Here is an 18,653-nt window from a genome sequence, read left to right as displayed (position 1 = left end):
AACAGCCGGTCGTCTCGGTAGGAGTCGAGAGCCGCGTCCTTAGAGAACCATCCTCTTTCGAGCGAATTCGATCAGCACGTCGGCGAAGTCCGTCTCCGAACTCCAGATCGCCGTCTCGCTACCGTTCGTTCGGACGCCGAAGAGTATCGTCTCGCCGTCCGCGATGAGGATGTGTCGGGACGGCGATTCGTCGCCCGACACCTCCTCCTGCGTGAGCACCGCACCGACGCTGTCGAACTGCGTGGAGACTCGGTCGCTGTTCGTGACGACGACGACATCGATACCCGTCGCGTCTTTCTGTCGGAGTAGCGATTCCAGCGTGTCAGTGAGGGGTGACTCCCCGCCGATACCGAGTACTATCTTCTCTTCGGCGTCCGAAATGATGCTCATCATCCGCGATTTGACGGCGTCGATGCCGTTGATCGTCCAGACGGCTTCCTTCTGCTCCTCCGATTCGGTCTCCCGGTTCTCTTGGATACGCCGCAGGTTCCGTTCCGCGGCGTCGGTTCGCCGTTCGTGTCGCGCCTTCAGCCGACTGATGGCTTCGTCCACGTCTATCGGCTGGTACACTCGCGGTCTCGACTCCTGTGCCTCGATGAACCCTTGTTCCTGAAGCGAATCCGCGGCGCCGTACACTTGTGACTGCGGGACGCCCGAGTGTTTGGAAACCTCTTTGGCGGTTCCGCTTTCCAGTTCTAGGAGCGAGACGAACACGCTCGCCTCGTAGGTGGACAGCCCGTACCACGTCAGTAACTCTGCAGTTTCAGACTGATTTGACATCTTTTTTGTTGGTGAGCATCGTTGTTTTGTAGCCAATGTAGCGGTCCCAGACGACGAGCGTCGACGGGAGGACGACGACAGACGCGAGATAGGAGTAGAAGATGCTGATAGCGATTACCATCCCGAACTGTCCGAGGATGGGCGTGAGAGCGATGACGAGGACGCCGATACCGGTGACGGTGGTCAGCATGCTGGCCGTGAGGGCGCCGCCGGTCCCGCGAACGGTCGCGTACAGTGATTCGACGGCGGTGCCGGGCCCCTCATACTCCTCAGCGAAGCGGTGGACCATATGCGCGGAGTAGTCCACTCCAAGTCCGACCGCGATAGAGAGAATCGTCCCCGTCATGGCGTTGAGCGGGATATTCGCGTAGCGCATGGTCCCTGCGATAAACGCGATAGCCACCGCAATCGGCACCAGGTTGACGATGCCGAGAGTCGGATACCCGACAGTCACGTAATAGGCCACGATGAGGAACAGCGCTGTCAGCAGAAGCGCGATTGCCAGGCTGGTCAGCGCGGAGGTGGCGATGACGTCCGAGACCGCTTTGAGGACGATCGTCTGCCCGGTTGCTGTCGCCTCGTAGCGGAATCTATCGGCGACCGCCTGTGCGTCCGCTGTGACCTCGGCCTGCTCGGCGCCGGACTCGATGTCGTACACGATCCTCGCACTCCGATAATCCTCAGAGATGTACTGTTTTGCCTGCGATTCGTACGGCGAACTCAACAGCGCCGCGTACACCGCTTTCAGATTGTCGTCCGGAATCCCGTTTCCGTTGATGTCGTTTCGTTCGACCAGCTGTCGGAACTCCTGGGACTCGTCGGCGTAATCTTGGATAATCGTGACGATGCTCGTTGACGACGCTTCGCCGCGTTCCGAGATAAACGAGTCTGGTGGGTTGTCGCGCGCGTTTGCAACCTGTTCGAGTGCGCTGTCTTGATACAACGGCCCCTCGACATAGACGGTGACGGTGTCACTCTGGCCGCTCTGGAAGTTGTTCTCGAGGTAGTTCGTCGTCTCCGTCACCGTGTAGTCGCTGGGTGCGAACGGTTCGGGCAGACTCTCGAGCCAAGCGGGGTTATCCTCCGGTGGGAGGAAGTCGTCCTGTGAGAATCTCGACTCTACTCCCATACCGTAGCTCCCGACGCCCGCGGTGACGACGATGATACCGATCAGGAAGATAACCGGTGCGACCTGCCCAATCCGCACGCCGGCGGGGAGTATCCGACCGAGGAGCGACGTCTCTTCGCCGAGTGGGGACTGCCCCCAGAAGGGGATGTCACGTCGTTCCCTGAACCGGTCTATGTGCACCTTCGCGGCGGGGAGAAACACGCCGAAGATAAGGAACGTAAAGATGATTCCGATGCCTGCCACCAATCCGAAGTCACGGATGGGCTGCAGATCGCTCGTGAGGTTCGCTAAGAACCCGATGACAGTCGTTCCAGTCACGATGGCGAACGCGACGAGCAGTTGGTCGGTCGCCGTCCGCATTGAGTCCGCGACCGAGTAGCCCTGTACGCGTTCTTCGCGATAGCGGTTCACCGCGTGAATACCGAAGTCGATACCGACCGCTAGTAGCAACACGGGTACCGCAATGAGCATCTGCGAGAACGCGATGCCCGCTAACCCCATGAACCCGAACGTCCAGACAATGGCCATCGCCAGGCAGACGACCCCCAAGAAGAGGTCGAACGGGTCCCGATAGGAGTAGACGAGGAACCCGAGGATGAGCAACAACGCCGCGGGCACGACCAACAGCAACGAGTCCGCGATGACGTTCGAGAGCTCCGCAGAGATAAGCCCACTCCCGAAGACGCTGATGCTCCCGCCGACAGACGCGACGATAGCCGTTGCCTTCTGCTGAATGGGTGTGAGCGGGCTATCCCCGGAAGTGCCGGCCGAGCTACCCGTCCCGCTACCTGGCAACCGATGCGTCACGATACCGATGGTCGCTGACGCCTCGACTGTCTCGCGGTTGTAATCGTTACTGAGCGACGACTCGAGGCCGGGGTTCCGCTCGATAGCCTTCCGTGTCGCCGACTCCACCTCGGAGTCCGACGCCCGTTCGAGCGTCCGGACCTGCGCTTCGAGCGTGGTCGCCTCGGGGTCGAGCGTCTGCGCGACGGCGCCCGCGACGCTCGTCGTGCTCTCGACCCTGAGGTCCTCGTGCTCCTGCATCCGGTGTTGCGCCCGGAGCATCTTCAACTGTTCGTCCTTCGAGAGGACGTTGCTCGCCCGTTGGATGAGTTGTGTCGACCCCGAGCCCTCCTCGAACGATTGGGTGAGGAACTCGTCGTTGACGTTCTCCAGGGCGGTCTGTGCGGGCACGTCGTTCGTGAACTCGGAGGTTCCCGCCTCCGTGGAGATAACGGGAAGCCCCGCCGAGAGAACGAGCGTCACCGCTATGAAAACGAGGAGAACCGTCCGCGAGCGCTCGACGATCAGGTCGTCGACTGTGTCAATGTACTGTTGATAATCCATGCTAGTTTCCAATCGTTACAGGCGTCGGCGGTAGACGAAGACGCCACCGATCAGCAGGAACGCCACCAGACCGACGGCGATTCCAGTGATCGGGAGGCCGCTGTCCTCGGGTTCGACCGCGGAGACGGGAACTTTGTACGTCTCGGATATCCCCGTGTCGCCGTTCGGTCGCTCGTACTGGAAGTCCATCGACATCGGGTACGTCTTGTTGATCGCCGACCCCGCGACGCTCGCGCTCACGCGCACGGTCTTCGTTTCACCGGGAGCGAGTCGCCCCAGGAACGCCTCGTCGTCGTCCAACGAGAGCGGGTCGTTCACGTACGCTTTCGCGCTCACGTCCGTCAGCGGCTCCTCGCCGTTGTTCGTGACGTTCACCGCGACGACCTCGCTGTTGCCGATGGGCACGTCGAGGCTCTCGTCGACGGAGACGACGAAGCGACTTCGGCTCTCGTTGATCTGCACGCGGCTGTTCAGAGACTTGCTCGTGCGGTCGTCGCCGTCGCCGTTCTGGAACTCGACGGTGTGAGTCAGCTGTCTGGCGCCCGGGTCGGCGCTCTCGCTCACGTCGACGGTGAACTCGAACTGCGCGGACTGGTTCGGCCGCAGGGTGCCGACGGCGTACTCGGACTCTTGGCTCGACAGCGTCCCGGAGTTGGTCTGGACGGTGACGACCGCGCTCTGTGCGACCTGCGGTCCGTCGTTCGTGATGGTGCCCGAAACGGTGCCTTCCTCGCCGACGCGGAGGTCGCTGCTGACGTTCGACAGCGAGAAGGATTGTTCGCCCTGCGGCGTGACGCCCACCGAGAGGTTGTTCGAGCGGGCGGGCACGCCGTCGGTGTCCTCGAACTGAACGGTACTGGTCAAAGAGTAACTGCTCGTCGCGGCGCTGTTGGTGGCGGTGGCGTCGAATTCGACGGTCTTGGTCTCGCCGGCGTCCCAGTTGCCGACGAAGCGGGAGGCCGAAGCGGACTCGCCGAAGCGGATGTCGGCCGTCGAGGAGCGGAGGTTGACGGTGGCGTCGCGGGCGGGTTGGGACCCGATGTTGCGCACGTCGAGCGTGACCGTTCCCTCGTCACCCACGAGGACGTTCGAGGAGGTGTCGACGACGCGGAAGCGCGCTTGGTCCTCGACGCGCACTTCCACCGTGTACGTTTCGGAGGCCTCGCGGTTGTTGTACGCGCCCGTGGTCGAGGCGACTTGGGAGGTGTAGGAGTAGTCGACCTCCATCTCTAAGTCGTAGGTGCCCTCCCCGACGCCCTCGGGGACGGTGATGGCGAAACCGGCGGTTCCAATCTGACCGTCTTGAATGGTTCCGACAGCGGTTTGCCCGGTGTCGATTTCGATGGGCGTGCCGTCGGCATCGAGGCTGGCGGTGACGCCGCGCGCGGCGGTCACTTGCGAGATGCTCGCGGCGCTGCCGCCGGCGACGTTGACGTCACCGGTGTTCTGTATCTGAACGTTCAGTGTGGTCCGTTCGCCCGGCGAGACGGAGTTGTCGGGTGTGAACACGGCGAGTTCGGGGGATCCCCGTACGACGGCCGCGGCCGTTCCGGGCGCGACGAGGAGTCCAACGAACGCGATAGCGATGAGTTGGCGTCGATTCATAATATAGCGGAGTTGCCCTCAGTGGTTGATTTAGCCATTCGCACTTAAGTTATTGTGTTTTAGTACAACTATATCGCGGCGAATCACTCGCCCGACTGCACGGCGAGATCTGCCCACTCTGTGCTGGCTCCCGTGCTTCCTCCGAAAGGAGGGAACTCTCTCCAGTTGGTACTGATTCGTTCACAACAGCGTCCAGTAGCGGACGGGGGCTCCGACCCACAGGGCTACTCGGACCCTCAAACCCGCGTGAAACGTCGCTTGGTCTCTTCACGGACGGACAGTCGAGCACCGTTTCGATAAAGACGGACAACGATTTTCCAAGTCGGAAAAACGGACTCTCCGCTTATACTAATCGAGGTCGACAGACAGACGATGTCGACTACCAGCAGATTTCAGGGAAAGACGGCCGTCGTAACGGGAGCGGGTTCGGGAATCGGGCGCGCATCGGCGTTGCGGTTCGCCGAGGAAGGAGCGAACGTCGTCGTCGCGGACGTCGTCGAAGAGACGGGTCGCGAGACGGTGAGGCTAATCGAGGAGGGTGGCGGTAACGCGACGTTCGTAGACGTGGACGTCTCGGATTCGGAGTCGGTCCAGCGAATGGTCGATACCGCTGTCGACACGTACGGGAGCCTCGATTTCGCGCACAACAACGCGGGCATCCTCACGGGATTCGCTGAGGTGACCGACGTCGCGGAGGAACAGTGGGACAAACTGCTAGACGTCAATCTGAAGGGCGTCTGGACGTGCATGAAGGCCGAACTGCCGGTGATGGAAGCGCAAGGAAGCGGCGCTATCGTCAACACCGCCTCCGAGGCGGGCTTGGTCGGGATGGGAGGGCTCTCCAGCTACTCGGCCAGCAAGCACGGGGTCGTCGGCCTGACGAAAACGGTCGGACTCGAGTACGCCTCCCGAGAGATTCGAGTCAACGCGGTCGCTCCCGGTCCGACGAACACGAACATCCAATCGAGCGTCGGAGGAAGCGGCGGTAACCCGGAGTCGATGCCGTTCGACACATCTGCGATGGTCGACGTCCCGATGGACCGGGTCGCAGAACCCGAAGAGATAGCCGGCGCAGTCGTGTTTCTCTGTTCGTCCGACGCCTCGTACATCACCGGTCACACGCTTCCGGTCGACGGAGGGCAAGCGGCCGACTAGACGGTGAACGCACAGGCGCTCGTGTCTCGTTCAACCGACTCGAAGTCACGAACGCAGAGACTGTTTCAGTCGCGTGGAGAAGGGCGGTTCGCCCGACCGAGTTCCGCTTGGCGTCTCGTGCGTCTTCGACTCCGCTATATGGAAGGTAGACCGAAGTACTCAGCCGTGAGTCGCGAGAATTTCGAACTCGCCAATCGTCCCTTGGATCAGTTCCGGGAGTTCCCGCGTGAACCGCTTCCCTTTCATCCGATGCATGGGTCCGCTGATGGAGACGCCACCAAGGACCTCTCCGTCCGGGCGAGTGACGGTTGCACCGACCCCCCGAACGACCTCCATGTTCTCGCCGTGGTTGTACGCGATTCCCGTCTCTCTGATCCGCTCTAACTCCGTAAACAACGTGTCTTCGTCGGTTATCGACTGGCTCGAAACCGCTTCTAGGCCGCGCTGGTGAATGATTTCGCGCACCCGCTTGTTCGGTAACGCGGCCAGAACCGCCTTGCCGGCGGCAAAGGCGTGGAGGGGTACTCGGAGTCCGCAGTGGGGTTGCATCCGATCAACGTTCGACCCCGTCTCCTGATAGACGATAACTCCGCGGCCGTGTTCTTCGACCATGAACAGTGAACTCTCGCCACTTTCTATCGCGAGGTCGGTGATAACGGTCTTGACTTCGCGGATCAGGTGGTCGTTCGACCTGACGGCGGCACCGAGTTCGAGAAACCGGTATCCCAACCGGTACGCCCCATCTTCCTTGACGACGAATTCGTTGTCGTGGAGCGACTGCAGGTGGCGGTGGACGGTGCTATTCGCCACCCCGATTTCCGTGGCTATCTCCGAGACGTGAGCCCAGCCCTCGTTCTTCAACACGTCCAAGATGGCGAACAACGTCTCGTCGGACTTCACTCCGCCGTCGGTTACGGGAGGGTCGTGCATCGAATCCAGAATAGCATCTCCGAATCTAATACCTTTCGTCATGCGGAACGGGAGAACGATGCCTTGAGTGTACAGCGCTCAATACAACCTATCGCCCCGCAATATTCCCTCCTGCGGAATATAAGATATCTGAGAGTGTGCTTGGGAGATTTATATTACGCTGATAAGCCCGTAATACCTCCCGTTGATCCGGTCCCGTGCTGTACTCTTCGTGAATAGAACGAGAAATAATTCCTTGTGACGGAATCAAATATCTGATTCTTCAGTCCATCCGATGAGCCAGTAGGCGTCCGTTGCTGCCTTGTCGACTCGCTGATCAGGCCCGGATACGAGTATCTCTTCTCGAGAGAGATAGTATGGACATTTTGAGTTCTACCGAAAGAGAGCGAGATGCAAATCACCCGATTGGGATCCGGTGTCCTCGATTGTCGACTACGTCGATTACCGGTGTGGTGCGTTGAAGTATCCCTACTCAAGGAGTGGACGGCACACGGCAGTACGCCACCTTTACCAGCGCCACCGAAATGTCGACCTGTCGGCCAGCAAAAAGAGATAGTGAGACCGTGGTCGTACCCATGTCGGAGATTCGATTCGCCCAATTGAAACTCGTATCGGGGGCGCGAATGATGGGACCCGCAACGACGAGCTCAAATGTCCCGTCGTTTGCTTGCGTCTGTCGAGAAAAGAGACCGAATAAACTGTAAGACGATATTATACCTCGAATACAATTCCAATCTACTGCGCGTGAAATCCAAAATGGCGCTGTGATCACATAGACCGGTGAATAGGAGCGGATACAGAGGAGAAAACAAGTCGTACGGAAGTAGAGAGAATCAACAGGGCAAGATACCGCTGTCCCGCAACCGATGCAGTATACGGGGAAGGTATAGTTTGTCTGCGTCCATCTTCTCGACCACCACCGCACTGTTCGGGGAGTCGGAGAAATCAGACTGTAGGATACACCTCTACCGGAATGAGCTGCGTCGAGACTACGGCGCTATCTACGCGTGCACTCAGTTTTTCGTTTTTGCGGCTGCAGCAGAGGCAGTTCTGTGAAGTGCAGTCACCTATCGACAGTGGTTACGAGTTGCTATGGATAGAGAGCGAGTAGATGATGCATGCCAAGCCGAGTATTTGAAGCACCGCATTCATGAGCGGGAGATAGTACTGATAAACATCCCAGCTAGACCCAAACGGAAAGCCGAACGATGCGACGAAAGCCGTCGAGAGGGGTGAAACTACTGTGATGAACGCGAGACCGATGGCGAGGAACATCATTCTCCGGCTGGAGTTTCTGCGATACCCTTGGTAGGCTTGAAAGACGATGAACAGGCCCATCGCTACGACGAGTCCGAAAGCTACGAAAAGGACGATATATCGTGGCGGAAGCGAACGGAGGTCAGATTGCAGTAGAACCATTAGATCTGATCCCATATGTCGGTGAATCTGTCTGCCATGTTCTTCGGCTGTTGTTTTTCGATTCCGAGTTTGAGTTCGTCATCTTCTAACTCTATCGTGATTCGTTTGAGTCGCGCTTTGTATACGCTGTAGTGGTGACCGTCGCCTCTAAGTTCAGTCCGCTCTTCGAGAAGTCCGCAATCGATCAGGCGTTCGGTACGCCGGTAAATCGTTGGGAGCGACGCGTTGCATTCTTCGCTGAGTTCTTTTGCGGACTTCGCTGTCGTATTTGTTGAGGTGAGGATCGCTCGAGCGTATTCGTCGTCAAGAAGGGAGTACACCTCACTCGAGAGTCTATCCCCACTCACAGCTAGCCATTTCTCTGCTTACATATCATTCAGTATGTCGATTTTCTGGCTCAGAAAATGCAGGCGTTACTATATGCTCCCCGGACTGTTCGGTGGAGACAGCAATAGCGCAGCGAGACCACATCTCGGTGCAACTGTCCGGTTTTCTGGTCTGGAAAATCGATATCCGTTTTTAATCCCGCTCTCGGTGTCTTTCTTCCAGTGGTAAGACAGCAGTCCCAACGTAACCGATTCGGTGTATTGCACGAGCGGACAGGTATTCAGCCACCGGTCAGCGAAGAGACGGAGCCTGAAAGGAACCTCCGATGAGAAAGGTGGTCACAACGGCGCTCGCTCTCTTGATGCTGACCTCAGCGATCGGCAGTGTCGCTCTTACGGCCAGCGCCGCCGAGATCGCAATCCAAGCGGAACCGTCCACCGACGAACCTGTTCCGAACGAACCGTTCACCGTCACCGTCAATCTCAGCAACGTCGGCAACGGCTCTGCCGACGTAACGGATATTTACGTCCGCGACCCTAGTGGGGCCGAGTACGCACGCGCGGAAGACCTCGGGTCGCTCTCTACGGGCGGCGACCTGAGCGTGCCTGTGAGCGTCACTCTCGACGAGACGGGTCGGAAGCGTCTCACGGTTAACGCGGTCGTTCAAGATTCGGAGGGCTACACTCGGGTGAGCTATCCGGTGTACGTGGATGTCGGGCAACCGGACGAGACCAGTGTTTCGTTCGCGAATCTCGACCCCGTCGCTGGTGACGAAGATTCTATCCAGGTCACCGTTGCGAACGGTGACTCCAGCGCCATCTCGAACGTCAGACTCGATGTCGGCGGCGCCGCCGACGTCGAAGACTCCGAGCGCGTGAACGCCTCGCTTGCGGCGGGTGCGCAGGCAACGTACGATTACAACGTGACGTTCCCCGCTGCCGGTGAACGAATGCTCACCGCGACCGTCCAGTATCGAACCGCCGACGGGGCGACTCGGACGGCGACGTTCGAGAGGATGGTCGATGTCGAAGAGGCGGAGGTCGACGCGGACCTGACAGCGACGGTCGCGGAAGTCAACGGTTCGTCCGTCATCCGAACCGAACTCACGGAGTACGGCAACGTCGATCTCACTGACGTCCAACTTCGCGCGATCGTCGACGGCGAGGTGGGACAGCGCGCGTTGGTGTCGGACGTCCCCGCCGAAACGACTCAGCAGTTCAGACTCAACAGCACTGACATTCCGGCAGGCGAGCTCACGCTTGTGGCAGCGTACACTGCTGCCGGTGAGGAGTACACGTCGAATACGACGCTCGACTACAATCCCCGCGAACGGTCGAACATCGACCTGACGGGTATCGAAGCGATTTGGACTGGTTCGACCGTCACCCTAAGCGGCGACGCCGCAAATCTCGGAAGCAGCGACGCCAGCTCCGTGCTCGTCAGTGTCGCTAATTCGGACAGAATCTCGCCGACCTCGCCGAACGGAGAGTACTTCGTCGGGAGCGTTGAGTCGAGTGAGTTCGCCACGTTCGAGCTCACCGCCGATGCCAATCAGTCGGTCGACAGCATTCCCGTCGAAATCCGCTACTCGGCGGGCGGCGAGCAGTTCGTCCGGACGGTCCAGATGGACATCTCCGATAGCGCTGCCGCCTCTCAAAACGGCGAGGCCGCTGCCAGCAGTGGTGCCGGTGGTAACGACGAAGCTGGAATTCCGCTGATGGGTATCGGCATCGTGCTCGTCGTCGCGGTGATTGGCGCAGTCGGTCTCTACTGGTGGCGTCGACAGTCATGAGCGTCATCGAACTCGAAGATGTCGTCAAACGCTATCAGAGCGGAACGGAGATCATCGAGGCGCTCAAGGGCGTCGACTTCAGTGCCGACCGCGGTGAGATGGTCACCGTGATCGGTCCTTCGGGTTCGGGAAAGAGTACGATGCTCAATATGATCGGACTGCTCGACACGCCCACCGAAGGCCACGTTCGCTTGGACGGACGCGACGTGACGGAGTTCACCGAAGACGAACTCACCGAGGAGCGTCGGACCGGAATCGGATTCGTCTTCCAGGATTTCCATCTCCTGCCGATGCTCACAGCGACCGAAAACGTCGAATTGCCGTCAATGTGGGACACGTCGGTCGACCGTCGCGATCGTGCGATTGAACTGCTCCGTCGAGTTGGTCTGGGTGAGCGACTCGATCACACGCCCGATCAACTCTCGGGCGGTCAACAACAGCGCGTCGCAGTCGCACGGTCGCTGATCAACCAGCCGGATATCCTGCTGGCGGACGAGCCGACGGGGAATCTCGACCAAGACACCGGACAGACGATCCTCGAAGAGCTCACGCGGTTGAAAGAAGACGAAAACGTCGCCATCGTTTCGGTGACACACGACGATCAGATGCTTGAGTACACCGACAGCACCGTCCGTATCGTCGACGGGGTGATTCAGGAGGTGACTGAATCGTGAGCGTCGCAGATTGGCTGTGGCGGTATCCGAGTGCGCTGATGGCGTGGCGCAATCTTGGTCGAAACAAGACGCGGACAGCGCTAGCCGCGCTCGGAATTATCATCGGCGTTATCTCGATCGCCTCGCTCGGAATGGCGGGTGCCGCGCTCCAACAACAAGCAACGTCGAACCTCGGTTCTATCGGGGGGGACGTGACAGTCGGCGCTGGAGAGGACAGCGACATCGAGGGCGTAACCCGAAGCCAAGTCGAAACACTCCAGAATATCGTCCGCGACGCGGCAGTAGTTCCTCAGAAGACAAACTCCACGACGCTCTCGGCGAGAAACGGGGAGGAAGCGAGAGTGAGCGTCACGGGGGTGACACGCGCAGACGCGTTGTACAATCTCACAACGGGCGAAGCCCCGGATCGATTGGTGTCCGGGGCACTCATCAGCAACAGTACTGCTGAGACACTCGGACTCGAAATCGGAGACCCCGTCGAATACGGCGGTCAGATCTACCGAGTTCAAGGGTTCATCGAATCATCCGGTGGGTTCGGTGGTGGAGGCGGGTCCCTCGTTCTGCCGATGTCGGCTCTTTCTGATCAGGAGTACTACGACACGGTGACGATCACCGCAGGCAGTAGTGAGGTGGCTAACGACATCGCCAGTAGAGTTGACGAGTATTTCAACACTGAAGAAGAAGAGGTGTTGAGCGTCAACACCTTCGGGAGCTTAGATAGCCTCACCACGTTCCTGAATACGCTCAACTACGCGTTGCTTGGGATCGGTGGCATCTCTCTGGTTGTCGCTAGTGTCGCCATCCTGAACGTGATGCTCATGAGTACGGTCGAACGCCGCGGCGAGATCGGCGTTCTCAGAGCGGTCGGGATTCGCCGTGGTGAGGTACTCCGAATGATCCTTACCGAGGCAGCGCTCATGGGTGTAGTCGGTGGTCTCATCGGAACGATCGGGTCGCTGGTTGTGGGACTAGTCATGTTCCAGTTGCTCACGGGTAATGCGATGGCTGTGCTCAACTGGAGCAGTTCCCAGTACCTCCTCTTCGGGTTTGCATTCGCGGTCGTCGCGAGCGTTCTAAGCGGACTCTATCCGGCATGGAAAGCGGCGAACGATCGTCCAGTTGATGCTCTCCGAAGCTAACCACGGCCCCGGCGACCTTCGAGAGGCCTGCGAGGGTTCGCTGGCGGAACTCGATGTCGACGCGTTCGACTGCTACGCGCTCCACTGGCCCGGGGCGTTGGCTCATCGAGGTGCGCTCCGCGGCCTCTCTCGACTCCCGGTCGCTGAGCAGGAGCGACTGACGTTCCCTACCAACGAGTCGGGCGAGCCGGCCGGCGCCGACCACTCGCTGGTCGAGACGTGGCGCCGGATGGAAGCGCTCCACGAGGACGGGCTCGCCCGGACCCTGGGGGTGTGTAACGTGACGCTCGCGCAACTGACTCAACTGGTCGAGGGGGTACGCGTCCCGCCCGCGCTGGTCCAGGTCGAGCGCCACCCGTACCGTCCCCGCACCGACCTCGTCAAGTGGTGTCACGAGCAGGGCATCCGCGTGATAGCGCACTCGCCGCTTTCCGCGCCGGGACTCCTGACGGACCCCGGTCGTAGAGTCGGTGGCCGAGAAGGCAGGTTCGACGGCCGCTGAGGTCGTGCTAGGCGTAGTACAGCCGATTGATGATAACCACATCAGAGAGGTGTGCGTCCTGCGCACCCTTGGCGTCTGCTAGCGCTTGGCGGGCCTGTCGAAGTTGGTCTTTGACCACGGCTTCTCCGGGCCCTTCACCTTCAGGCATACGAACGCCCTTCGGTGACAACGTTTCTGATGAACGGGTTGCCCTCATGTTGGTGGCGTTCAAATGCAGCCTCTGAAAGAATGTGGAGTTCGACGACAGGTCCGCATTCAAGCATCACGTCATAGGCGATATCACGAAGAGAATCAGCAGCGGCGTCCTGATTAGCGTCTTCGGTGAGAACGATAAGGACATCAACGTCGCTTGCAAGCCCACGAGTTTCGCCCCGGACTGTCGAACCGAAGATGTACAGCTCGGCGATTTCATCGCCATGTTGGGACCGCGCTTGATCGACGAACGCCTCCGCTGCGATGGCGTGGGCGTTGGCCGACGTGACACCATTCGCGGTACCGTTGCTCATATCCTTGGCTACGTCCTTCGGTGTCATTTATGTTCCCCTGTTGGGTAGCCCCCGACTTTGAGCAAGGTGAACTACTCCACCCTACCGCTTGTCTTTCGGCTCGCGCTTGAGGGTGTCGTCAGAACTCTTCGAGTTCTGACTGCTAACCAGACGTCTTTGACTTTTGGTATAGGGCTTCCTGTTTCCAGGACGTGCTTTGCAGGAACCGAAGTGGTCCCTGTAGGGAGCGCAGTCTCCACAGGCGTTACCGAGAGCTTCGCTCTCGTTCGCACATCAGAATCGCTTTGCAATTCTGAGGAAGTCAATGCGTGTCTTGTGTATAGTGGCTGGACTTCCAGAGCGATCTATCGGTACACGACTGTCGGATGGAGTAGCTTCGCTCGGCGCGTGTTTCGGGTGGACTATCCACCCGTGCCCGATTGCGGAGGCGGCATAATCGCTAAGCGGAGCGACACCGATAGGACGACTATGAAGGAAGACGTGAATCGGTACCACGGCACAGACATCGACGTCACGTACGACTCCAACCGTTGCATCCACGTTCGAGCGTGCGTCGACGGGCTGCCGGGGGTCTTCGATCCGACCGACCGACCGTGGATCGACCTGGACGGTGCGAATCCCGACGAGGTCGCCGAGGTCATCGAGCGGTGTCCGACCGGCGCGCTCCACTACGAGCGACGCGACGGAGCCGCCGACGAACGCCCGCCGTCACGGAACACCGTGACTCCCGTCGCTAACGGACCGCTGTATCTACACGGCGACGTGACGCTGGAAACGCCGGCCGGCGAAACGCTACTGGAAGATACGCGTATCGCGCTCTGCCGCTGTGGCCACTCCGAGAACAAACCCCTGTGCGATAACAGTCATGCGAGAGTCTTCGACGTCGACGGAGTCGCGCCGGAGGACGTTCCCACTACCGAGGCGGGGGAGCCAGCCGAGTCCGACAGCTACTCAGACGATCGAGACTCAGAGACTCCCCGGACGGTCACCGTTACGCTCACCGAGAACGGACCGCTTCGGTTCGACGGGATGTTTGATCTCCACGGCGGTGATGAGCACCACCACTACGACGATGCCGCGCTCTGTCGGTGTGGTGGGTCCGCAGACAAGCCGTTCTGCGACGGGACACACAGCGAGATCGGGTTTTCGACCGACGACGAAGAGCGATGATGCTCTCAGAGCGTGCTCGCTTCTGCGTGTCGTCGATGTTTCAAATTTCGGAACGGCGGTCACCTCCTCGCTCCTGCAACTTCTCGGGCGTTCATCCACCGCCACTCTGTCGAGGCGGTGACCATCGTGACTGCATACTCCTCCGACGAGGGCGACGAAGTAACGTGCGTGTCGAGGAAACGGAGCTATCGGGTGTCTCCGTCGCAGACCACTCAGGTGAATACTTCCCCCTTTGAGTAGCGATGACGCCACGCCGCCCGATAGGCATCCTCGCCGGGGCGGGAAGCCGTGCACACAGAATACCAGCCGTTGTTCGGTGAGGGTGGCCCCGAGTCCTCAATCACACCTGTTGTGATTAGCGTTGACGCAGCCGACGGTCGAAACTCGTGTCTCTTACCCTCGTTTCTCTCTGTACGAATGGGGTTTCTCCGAGTGCTGCTGCTAGGGAGGGTGCGGACAGCACCGTGTCCGCTGTTGTTCACCGCGTTCGGAGGCGCTCTATCACACCGGCCCTATGTCCACCCTATCACAACGTCCGTGATTCCACGCGTTGAGGAGTTGGCGGGATCCGTCTCAACGAGTTCCGAGACCGCCCCCTCGGTGAAGACGACGCGTTTCGTCCCGCGGCGTTTGATTACTCGGACGTCGTCTTTGCCGAGGCGGTCGAGAAACTCCATGACGCGGGTGACCGTCTGGGTGTGTGGCGTGCGCCCCTCTTTGGCGTTGAGGATGCGCCGGATGCGGGACGAGTCGATGGCGAAGCCAGCCGGGACCTTGGTCGCGTACTCGGTGATGTCCTGGGCAATAAAGCGTGCACGCTCTTGGTTGGCAGTGAGTTTCTCAGTGAGTTTGGCGGGGAGACCGACGAGCTGTTGGAGGGGCGAGCGGGATTCGGTCTGGGTGGCTTTCGTGTCGGTGTCTTCTGGCTCTTCGCTTTCGAGTGCGTGCAGTCGTTGCTGGAGGTGTTTTCTGTGGTCGGCCGCGGCGTCTTGTTGTTGGGTGTGGGTGTCGAGCGTCTCTTGGTACTCGGTGAGTTCTTCTTGTTGGGACTGGACCGTCTGTCTGAGTGCTTCGTTTTCTGCTTCGAGGGTCGAGACGCGTTCTTCGAGTTCCTTGAGGCGTTCGTGGAGTGCCTCGAGGGAGGGCTCACTCATTTCTCGGCCTCCGTGAAACGGGGTGGTTGTGCGACGAGAGCTTTTTGCGCAGGTAGTGTGTTCTGTAGCATGCGGTAGACGAGACCGGTTTGGATCCGTGTTCCAGCACGGGTCCTTCTCAGAGGACCAGATGACCCATTGAACAGTCTCAACACCACATCTAGCTTATAGCCACTTAGCTGTAGTGCACTATACGATGTACTCTACGATGTCATACGGTACAATTTCTGAGCAAATCACTCCCGTTTATTGGGTCAAAGCAGACGCCAAAGGTATGAGACGGCCGCACGTCGACTGGATGACTCGTGCGGACGATGCGATTCTGGAGTTTTTGCAGAATGAAGGCAACCGACGGTTAGTCGCAACTCCAGGTGTGATTGAAGCGAACATCGGGTACACCCTCTCAACTGTGAATCAGCGGCTCAAGAAGCTCAAAACGGCCGGCCTAGTGGAGTACCATGACGAAGAGCGAGGACTATACGAGATTTCAGAGCACGGGAAAGCCTATCTGTCTGGCACAGTCGATGCGAATGAACTCGACGTTGAGGAGTTCTCTTAGGTCTTCGTCCACCATACGACGGCTCTCGCTCCGACTTTCTTTTGCTCAACTTCTCCCTTTTCTGCAAGCTGGGCTAACTTCCGTCCGACCGTGTCACGAGAAACCTCTAGTTCGTCAGCGATCTCTTTCGCTGTCATAACTGGGTCGCTCGACTCCTCCAGTATCTTCAGCACCGCTTCTGAAGTCGTGAGTTCAGTGAACTTTCCCTCCTTATCGCGGTCTCGGCTCATATCTGCATCAGGCAATCAGTACACGTAGCCCTTGCGACACCTGTCGTATGACTTCTGAGACCCACTCGAACACGGCAGTTTTATAACCATAAGACACGTGTCTTATGGTAAGGTAGACCGGACCCTCAGGGCACTAGCGTGCCCGCGTGTTGTAGCACGCGGGTCGGGTCTCCTTACAGGACCAGAAGACCAATGTCAACTACGAAAGCAGACCCACAAGAACGTACCGTCTCAATCGCTGGCAGTCTCGCGGATGCAATCGCCTGTTCGTTCACGCTCGGAACGGACGCAGAAGGCTACAGCCATCACTACTACCGACCCGCTGACGCGGTCGTCGTCTACGACGGTCGCGACCTTGAGCACTACCAGTCGCTCGCTGGTCGCTCGCTACAGGAGTGGTACGAGTTCGTGGAGGTGAAGCGCGGGTGGGCCTCTGAGGGACCACTTGCTGCACTCGGGCTCAGAATGAACGCAGAACGCACGGAGTTCAGTCGATGAGTGTCCGGGCGGAACTCCGGATGCATCTCACACAGGCGCTCACACGGACGACAGACGCGGACGTGCAGGCGCATCTGCAGGCGGCGATCGAGTCGGTGGATGAGTTGCCGCAGGCGACTTTAGTCGAATGTCCCGTCTGTGGGGTGGTTGGACTGCCAGAGCGGATTCGCGTGCACGAGTGTCGACTATAGTAGCTGTTCTTGAATTCACTCGGCTGTCTTTTGAGATCGAGTTGAGGCAGGGATAGGAGTACGCTTCTGTTGTTCTGTGGAAAAGATGTGAGATAGTCGACTGTGAGAGGGTACGTTTCCGCTGTTTCGCTTGCCGGTTCAGTTCCTCAAAGGGTTTCACGTGGAAGGGGACACACCACTGTTTCGAGTGTATCCTGCAACATTCACCACGCACAAACCCAGGGAATAACCAACACCCACCGGATTATCGAAGATCTCGATATCGTCAAAAAGGGACTCTCGAAAGACTCTGAAATCACCTCGTTCGAGTAACTGCTGCGTTCGATGCGCTTTCTCTGTCGGGTTGTGTCTTACCAGGTTCCGGTGACGGCTCGTTCGTACACCTGTTCGGCTTGCTCGGCGACGGCGTCCCAGTCATATATCCTGGCACGTTCGAGTGGTTCCTGGGACGGGCGCTCACCATTCAGGGAGGCATCCAATCGCTCTGCGATCGCATCAACTGTCGGTTCGGCAACGTACCCGGCGTCTCCGATTACTTCGCTCGCTGCGGACTCGGGATGCTTTGCGGCGATCACGGTGCAGTCGGCGGCCATCGCCTCGGCGAACGTGATTCCGAATCCCTCGCGGGTCGACGGCGAGGCGAACACCCGTGCAGCGCGCATGTGGCCGAGGACGTCTTCGTACTCTTCGAGGAACCCAAGGAACTCGACACGGTTGGTGTGGGTTAGATTCGTGGCTTGTTGTTGCAGCCGCTCCATCTCCGGTCCGTCGCCAATGATTCCCAGTGTCGCATCGTGCCGTTCGGCGACAGCGTCGAAGGCGTCCAAAAGCAGTGAAACGTTCTTGTCGGCGATGAGGCGACCGGCGAAGAGTACGTCGTAGCTTTTCGTACCGTTCGCTTCAGGGAGTGGCGCGTTTCGGATTTTCTCGACGTTGATCCCGTTCGGTACGACTTTGATGCGATTTCTATTCGGCCCGATCTCGGCGAGTCGGTCCGCTGTGATCCCCGAAACAGCGATCGGATACTGTGGCACGCGGGCCGTGAAATGCTCGATTGTCTTTCCGAACGGGGCGAGCGTACCGAGGTAGTCCTCCCAGTAGTCTTGCCACACTTCGTGCCATGTCGTTACGACAGGCGTGTCTGTTCCGAGTGCGGCGAGCTTTGAGGAGAGAACGGGGAAATACGGGAAAACGGAGGCGACGACGAGATTGTGTTCGTTGTTTCGGAGGCGCTTTGAGAGCGGACCGAGCGCTCGCGTCGAGAAGTCTAACGCTTCGGAGATGGATCGTCTATCCTCAACGTAGAGGTCGGCTCTCGGAGCGACTGCTTGGAGACGGAGGTTTCCGTACCTGACCTGTTTGGGACCATCCCAGTAGTGGCGACCGTAGATTGTGATCTCGTGTCCTTCGTCGGCGAGGCGTGTTCCGATTTCGTGGATACGTTTCTGTGCGCCTCCGGTGACGAAGGGATATACAACGTTCGAGACAAACCCGATTTGCATTATTTCATCTGTAAACGAGCAATGGCAACACTTTTTCGATT

19 protein-coding genes are annotated in these 18,653 nt (G+C 59.1%); 9 read left to right on the top strand and 10 right to left on the bottom strand.

The annotated features are described in order from the left end of the window. Positions 1 to 39: 39 nt before the first annotated feature. Genes NDI79_RS14495 through NDI79_RS14485 form a run of 3 tightly spaced genes read right to left on the bottom strand, consistent with a single transcriptional unit; the run spans position 40 to position 4,864 of the window. Positions 40 to 780 (bottom strand): TrmB family transcriptional regulator, encoded by a 741-nt coding sequence (locus NDI79_RS14495; RefSeq protein ID WP_310929250.1) that lies wholly within the window; start codon positions 778 to 780, stop codon positions 40 to 42. Next, entirely contained in the window at positions 764 to 3,259 is a 2,496-nt protein-coding gene (locus NDI79_RS14490) for an efflux RND transporter permease subunit (RefSeq protein ID WP_310929249.1), read from the bottom strand. Before NDI79_RS14490 ends, NDI79_RS14495 begins: the two co-directional genes overlap by 17 nt. 15 nt (positions 3,260 to 3,274) lie before the next feature. Then, entirely contained in the window at positions 3,275 to 4,864 is a 1,590-nt protein-coding gene (locus NDI79_RS14485) for a COG1361 S-layer family protein (protein WP_310929247.1), read from the bottom strand. A gap of 372 nt (positions 4,865 to 5,236) precedes the next feature. Here NDI79_RS14485 and NDI79_RS14480 point away from each other — a divergent pair, with 372 nt between their 5' ends. Then, positions 5,237 to 6,019 (top strand): SDR family NAD(P)-dependent oxidoreductase, encoded by a 783-nt coding sequence (locus NDI79_RS14480; RefSeq protein ID WP_310929246.1) that lies wholly within the window; start codon positions 5,237 to 5,239, stop codon positions 6,017 to 6,019. 159 nt (positions 6,020 to 6,178) lie between these two features. On the opposite strand, the gene NDI79_RS14475 is transcribed toward NDI79_RS14480, so the two are convergent. The 3 genes from NDI79_RS14475 to NDI79_RS14470 form a co-directional block, all read right to left on the bottom strand. Further along, a complete protein-coding gene (locus NDI79_RS14475) occupies positions 6,179 to 6,949 on the bottom strand; it encodes an IclR family transcriptional regulator (protein WP_310929245.1) in 771 nt (256 codons plus the stop codon). Positions 6,950 to 8,029: 1,080 nt separating this feature from the next. Continuing rightward, positions 8,030 to 8,368: a DUF7521 family protein gene (locus tag NDI79_RS23605; protein WP_425499608.1), complete on the bottom strand. Its 339-nt coding sequence runs from the start codon at positions 8,366 to 8,368 to the stop codon at positions 8,030 to 8,032. Further along, positions 8,368 to 8,715, bottom strand: coding sequence for a winged helix-turn-helix domain-containing protein (locus NDI79_RS14470; RefSeq protein ID WP_310929244.1), 348 nt, complete (start codon positions 8,713 to 8,715; stop codon positions 8,368 to 8,370). The genes NDI79_RS23605 and NDI79_RS14470 overlap by 1 nt, the downstream gene beginning before the upstream one ends. A 305-nt stretch (positions 8,716 to 9,020) precedes the next feature. Here NDI79_RS14470 and NDI79_RS14465 point away from each other — a divergent pair, with 305 nt between their 5' ends. From NDI79_RS14465 to NDI79_RS14450, 4 genes are read left to right on the top strand one after another with little or no spacing between them, the layout of a single operon-like run. Further along, positions 9,021 to 10,487, top strand: coding sequence for a hypothetical protein (locus NDI79_RS14465; protein WP_310929243.1), 1,467 nt, complete (start codon positions 9,021 to 9,023; stop codon positions 10,485 to 10,487). Beyond that, positions 10,484 to 11,161: an ABC transporter ATP-binding protein gene (locus NDI79_RS14460; protein ID WP_310929242.1), complete on the top strand. Its 678-nt coding sequence runs from the start codon at positions 10,484 to 10,486 to the stop codon at positions 11,159 to 11,161. The genes NDI79_RS14465 and NDI79_RS14460 overlap by 4 nt, the downstream gene beginning before the upstream one ends. Then, a complete protein-coding gene (locus tag NDI79_RS14455; RefSeq protein ID WP_310929241.1) occupies positions 11,158 to 12,300 on the top strand; it encodes an ABC transporter permease in 1,143 nt (380 codons plus the stop codon). Before NDI79_RS14460 ends, NDI79_RS14455 begins: the two co-directional genes overlap by 4 nt. Then, positions 12,284 to 12,802 (top strand): aldo/keto reductase, encoded by a 519-nt coding sequence (locus NDI79_RS14450; protein ID WP_310929240.1) that lies wholly within the window; start codon positions 12,284 to 12,286, stop codon positions 12,800 to 12,802. The genes NDI79_RS14455 and NDI79_RS14450 overlap by 17 nt, the downstream gene beginning before the upstream one ends. Positions 12,803 to 12,942: 140 nt before the next feature. Here NDI79_RS14450 and NDI79_RS14445 read toward each other — a convergent pair whose 3' ends face one another. Next, on the bottom strand, positions 12,943 to 13,308 hold the full coding sequence (locus NDI79_RS14445; RefSeq protein WP_310929239.1) for a nucleotidyltransferase domain-containing protein: 366 nt from the start codon (positions 13,306 to 13,308) through the stop codon (positions 12,943 to 12,945). A gap of 468 nt (positions 13,309 to 13,776) precedes the next feature. Here NDI79_RS14445 and NDI79_RS14440 point away from each other — a divergent pair, with 468 nt between their 5' ends. Further along, on the top strand, positions 13,777 to 14,478 hold the full coding sequence (locus NDI79_RS14440) for a CDGSH iron-sulfur domain-containing protein (protein ID WP_310929238.1): 702 nt from the start codon (positions 13,777 to 13,779) through the stop codon (positions 14,476 to 14,478). A gap of 12 nt (positions 14,479 to 14,490) precedes the next feature. Next, positions 14,491 to 14,718, top strand: a complete 228-nt coding sequence (locus NDI79_RS23600) for a DUF7526 family protein (protein ID WP_425499607.1) — start codon at positions 14,491 to 14,493, stop codon at positions 14,716 to 14,718. A 272-nt stretch (positions 14,719 to 14,990) separates the two neighbouring features. On the opposite strand, the gene NDI79_RS14435 is transcribed toward NDI79_RS23600, so the two are convergent. Next, positions 14,991 to 15,632, bottom strand: coding sequence for a hypothetical protein (locus NDI79_RS14435; RefSeq protein WP_310929236.1), 642 nt, complete (start codon positions 15,630 to 15,632; stop codon positions 14,991 to 14,993). 274 nt (positions 15,633 to 15,906) lie between these two features. On the opposite strand from NDI79_RS14435, the gene NDI79_RS14430 reads away from it, so the two are divergent. Beyond that, positions 15,907 to 16,191, top strand: coding sequence for a MarR family transcriptional regulator (locus NDI79_RS14430; RefSeq protein ID WP_310929235.1), 285 nt, complete (start codon positions 15,907 to 15,909; stop codon positions 16,189 to 16,191). On the opposite strand, the gene NDI79_RS14425 is transcribed toward NDI79_RS14430, so the two are convergent. Beyond that, positions 16,188 to 16,421 carry an HTH domain-containing protein gene (locus NDI79_RS14425; protein ID WP_310929234.1) on the bottom strand — a complete coding sequence of 78 codons (234 nt, stop codon included), beginning with the start codon at positions 16,419 to 16,421 and terminating at the stop codon, positions 16,188 to 16,190. The genes NDI79_RS14430 and NDI79_RS14425 overlap by 4 nt on opposite strands. Positions 16,422 to 16,613: 192 nt before the next feature. Here NDI79_RS14425 and NDI79_RS14420 point away from each other — a divergent pair, with 192 nt between their 5' ends. Next, on the top strand, positions 16,614 to 16,919 hold the full coding sequence (locus NDI79_RS14420; protein ID WP_310929233.1) for a hypothetical protein: 306 nt from the start codon (positions 16,614 to 16,616) through the stop codon (positions 16,917 to 16,919). Positions 16,920 to 17,460: 541 nt separating this feature from the next. Here NDI79_RS14420 and NDI79_RS14415 read toward each other — a convergent pair. Next, positions 17,461 to 18,612, bottom strand: coding sequence for a glycosyltransferase family 4 protein (locus NDI79_RS14415; protein WP_310929232.1), 1,152 nt, complete (start codon positions 18,610 to 18,612; stop codon positions 17,461 to 17,463). Positions 18,613 to 18,653 lie beyond the last annotated feature (41 nt).

Source organism: Halogeometricum sp. S3BR5-2, assembly GCF_031624635.1.
Lineage (GTDB): Archaea > Halobacteriota > Halobacteria > Halobacteriales > Haloferacaceae > Halogeometricum > Halogeometricum luteum.
The sequence above is the reverse complement of the archived record's forward strand: the minus strand, read 5'-3'. Positions and strand labels throughout refer to the sequence as shown.

What these genes read in the sequence shown, in the direction of transcription:
- NDI79_RS14425 (WP_310929234.1), bottom strand. Translation starts at nt 16,421, where the DNA reads ATGAGCCGAGACCGCGATAAGGAGGGAAAGTTCACTGAACTCACGACT.
- NDI79_RS14440 (WP_310929238.1), top strand. Translation starts at nt 13,777, where the DNA reads ATGAAGGAAGACGTGAATCGGTACCACGGCACAGACATCGACGTCACG.
- NDI79_RS14465 (WP_310929243.1), top strand. Translation starts at nt 9,021, where the DNA reads ATGAGAAAGGTGGTCACAACGGCGCTCGCTCTCTTGATGCTGACCTCA.
- NDI79_RS23605 (WP_425499608.1), bottom strand. Translation starts at nt 8,368, where the DNA reads ATGGTTCTACTGCAATCTGACCTCCGTTCGCTTCCGCCACGATATATC.
- NDI79_RS14450 (WP_310929240.1), top strand. Translation starts at nt 12,284, where the DNA reads ATGCTCTCCGAAGCTAACCACGGCCCCGGCGACCTTCGAGAGGCCTGC.
- NDI79_RS14495 (WP_310929250.1), bottom strand. Translation starts at nt 780, where the DNA reads ATGTCAAATCAGTCTGAAACTGCAGAGTTACTGACGTGGTACGGGCTG.
- NDI79_RS14460 (WP_310929242.1), top strand. Translation starts at nt 10,484, where the DNA reads ATGAGCGTCATCGAACTCGAAGATGTCGTCAAACGCTATCAGAGCGGA.
- NDI79_RS14430 (WP_310929235.1), top strand. Translation starts at nt 15,907, where the DNA reads ATGAGACGGCCGCACGTCGACTGGATGACTCGTGCGGACGATGCGATT.
- NDI79_RS14435 (WP_310929236.1), bottom strand. Translation starts at nt 15,632, where the DNA reads ATGAGTGAGCCCTCCCTCGAGGCACTCCACGAACGCCTCAAGGAACTC.
- NDI79_RS14480 (WP_310929246.1), top strand. Translation starts at nt 5,237, where the DNA reads ATGTCGACTACCAGCAGATTTCAGGGAAAGACGGCCGTCGTAACGGGA.
- NDI79_RS14415 (WP_310929232.1), bottom strand. Translation starts at nt 18,612, where the DNA reads ATGCAAATCGGGTTTGTCTCGAACGTTGTATATCCCTTCGTCACCGGA.
- NDI79_RS14445 (WP_310929239.1), bottom strand. Translation starts at nt 13,308, where the DNA reads ATGAGCAACGGTACCGCGAATGGTGTCACGTCGGCCAACGCCCACGCC.
- NDI79_RS14490 (WP_310929249.1), bottom strand. Translation starts at nt 3,259, where the DNA reads ATGGATTATCAACAGTACATTGACACAGTCGACGACCTGATCGTCGAG.
- NDI79_RS14485 (WP_310929247.1), bottom strand. Translation starts at nt 4,864, where the DNA reads ATGAATCGACGCCAACTCATCGCTATCGCGTTCGTTGGACTCCTCGTC.
- NDI79_RS14420 (WP_310929233.1), top strand. Translation starts at nt 16,614, where the DNA reads ATGTCAACTACGAAAGCAGACCCACAAGAACGTACCGTCTCAATCGCT.
- NDI79_RS14475 (WP_310929245.1), bottom strand. Translation starts at nt 6,949, where the DNA reads ATGCACGACCCTCCCGTAACCGACGGCGGAGTGAAGTCCGACGAGACG.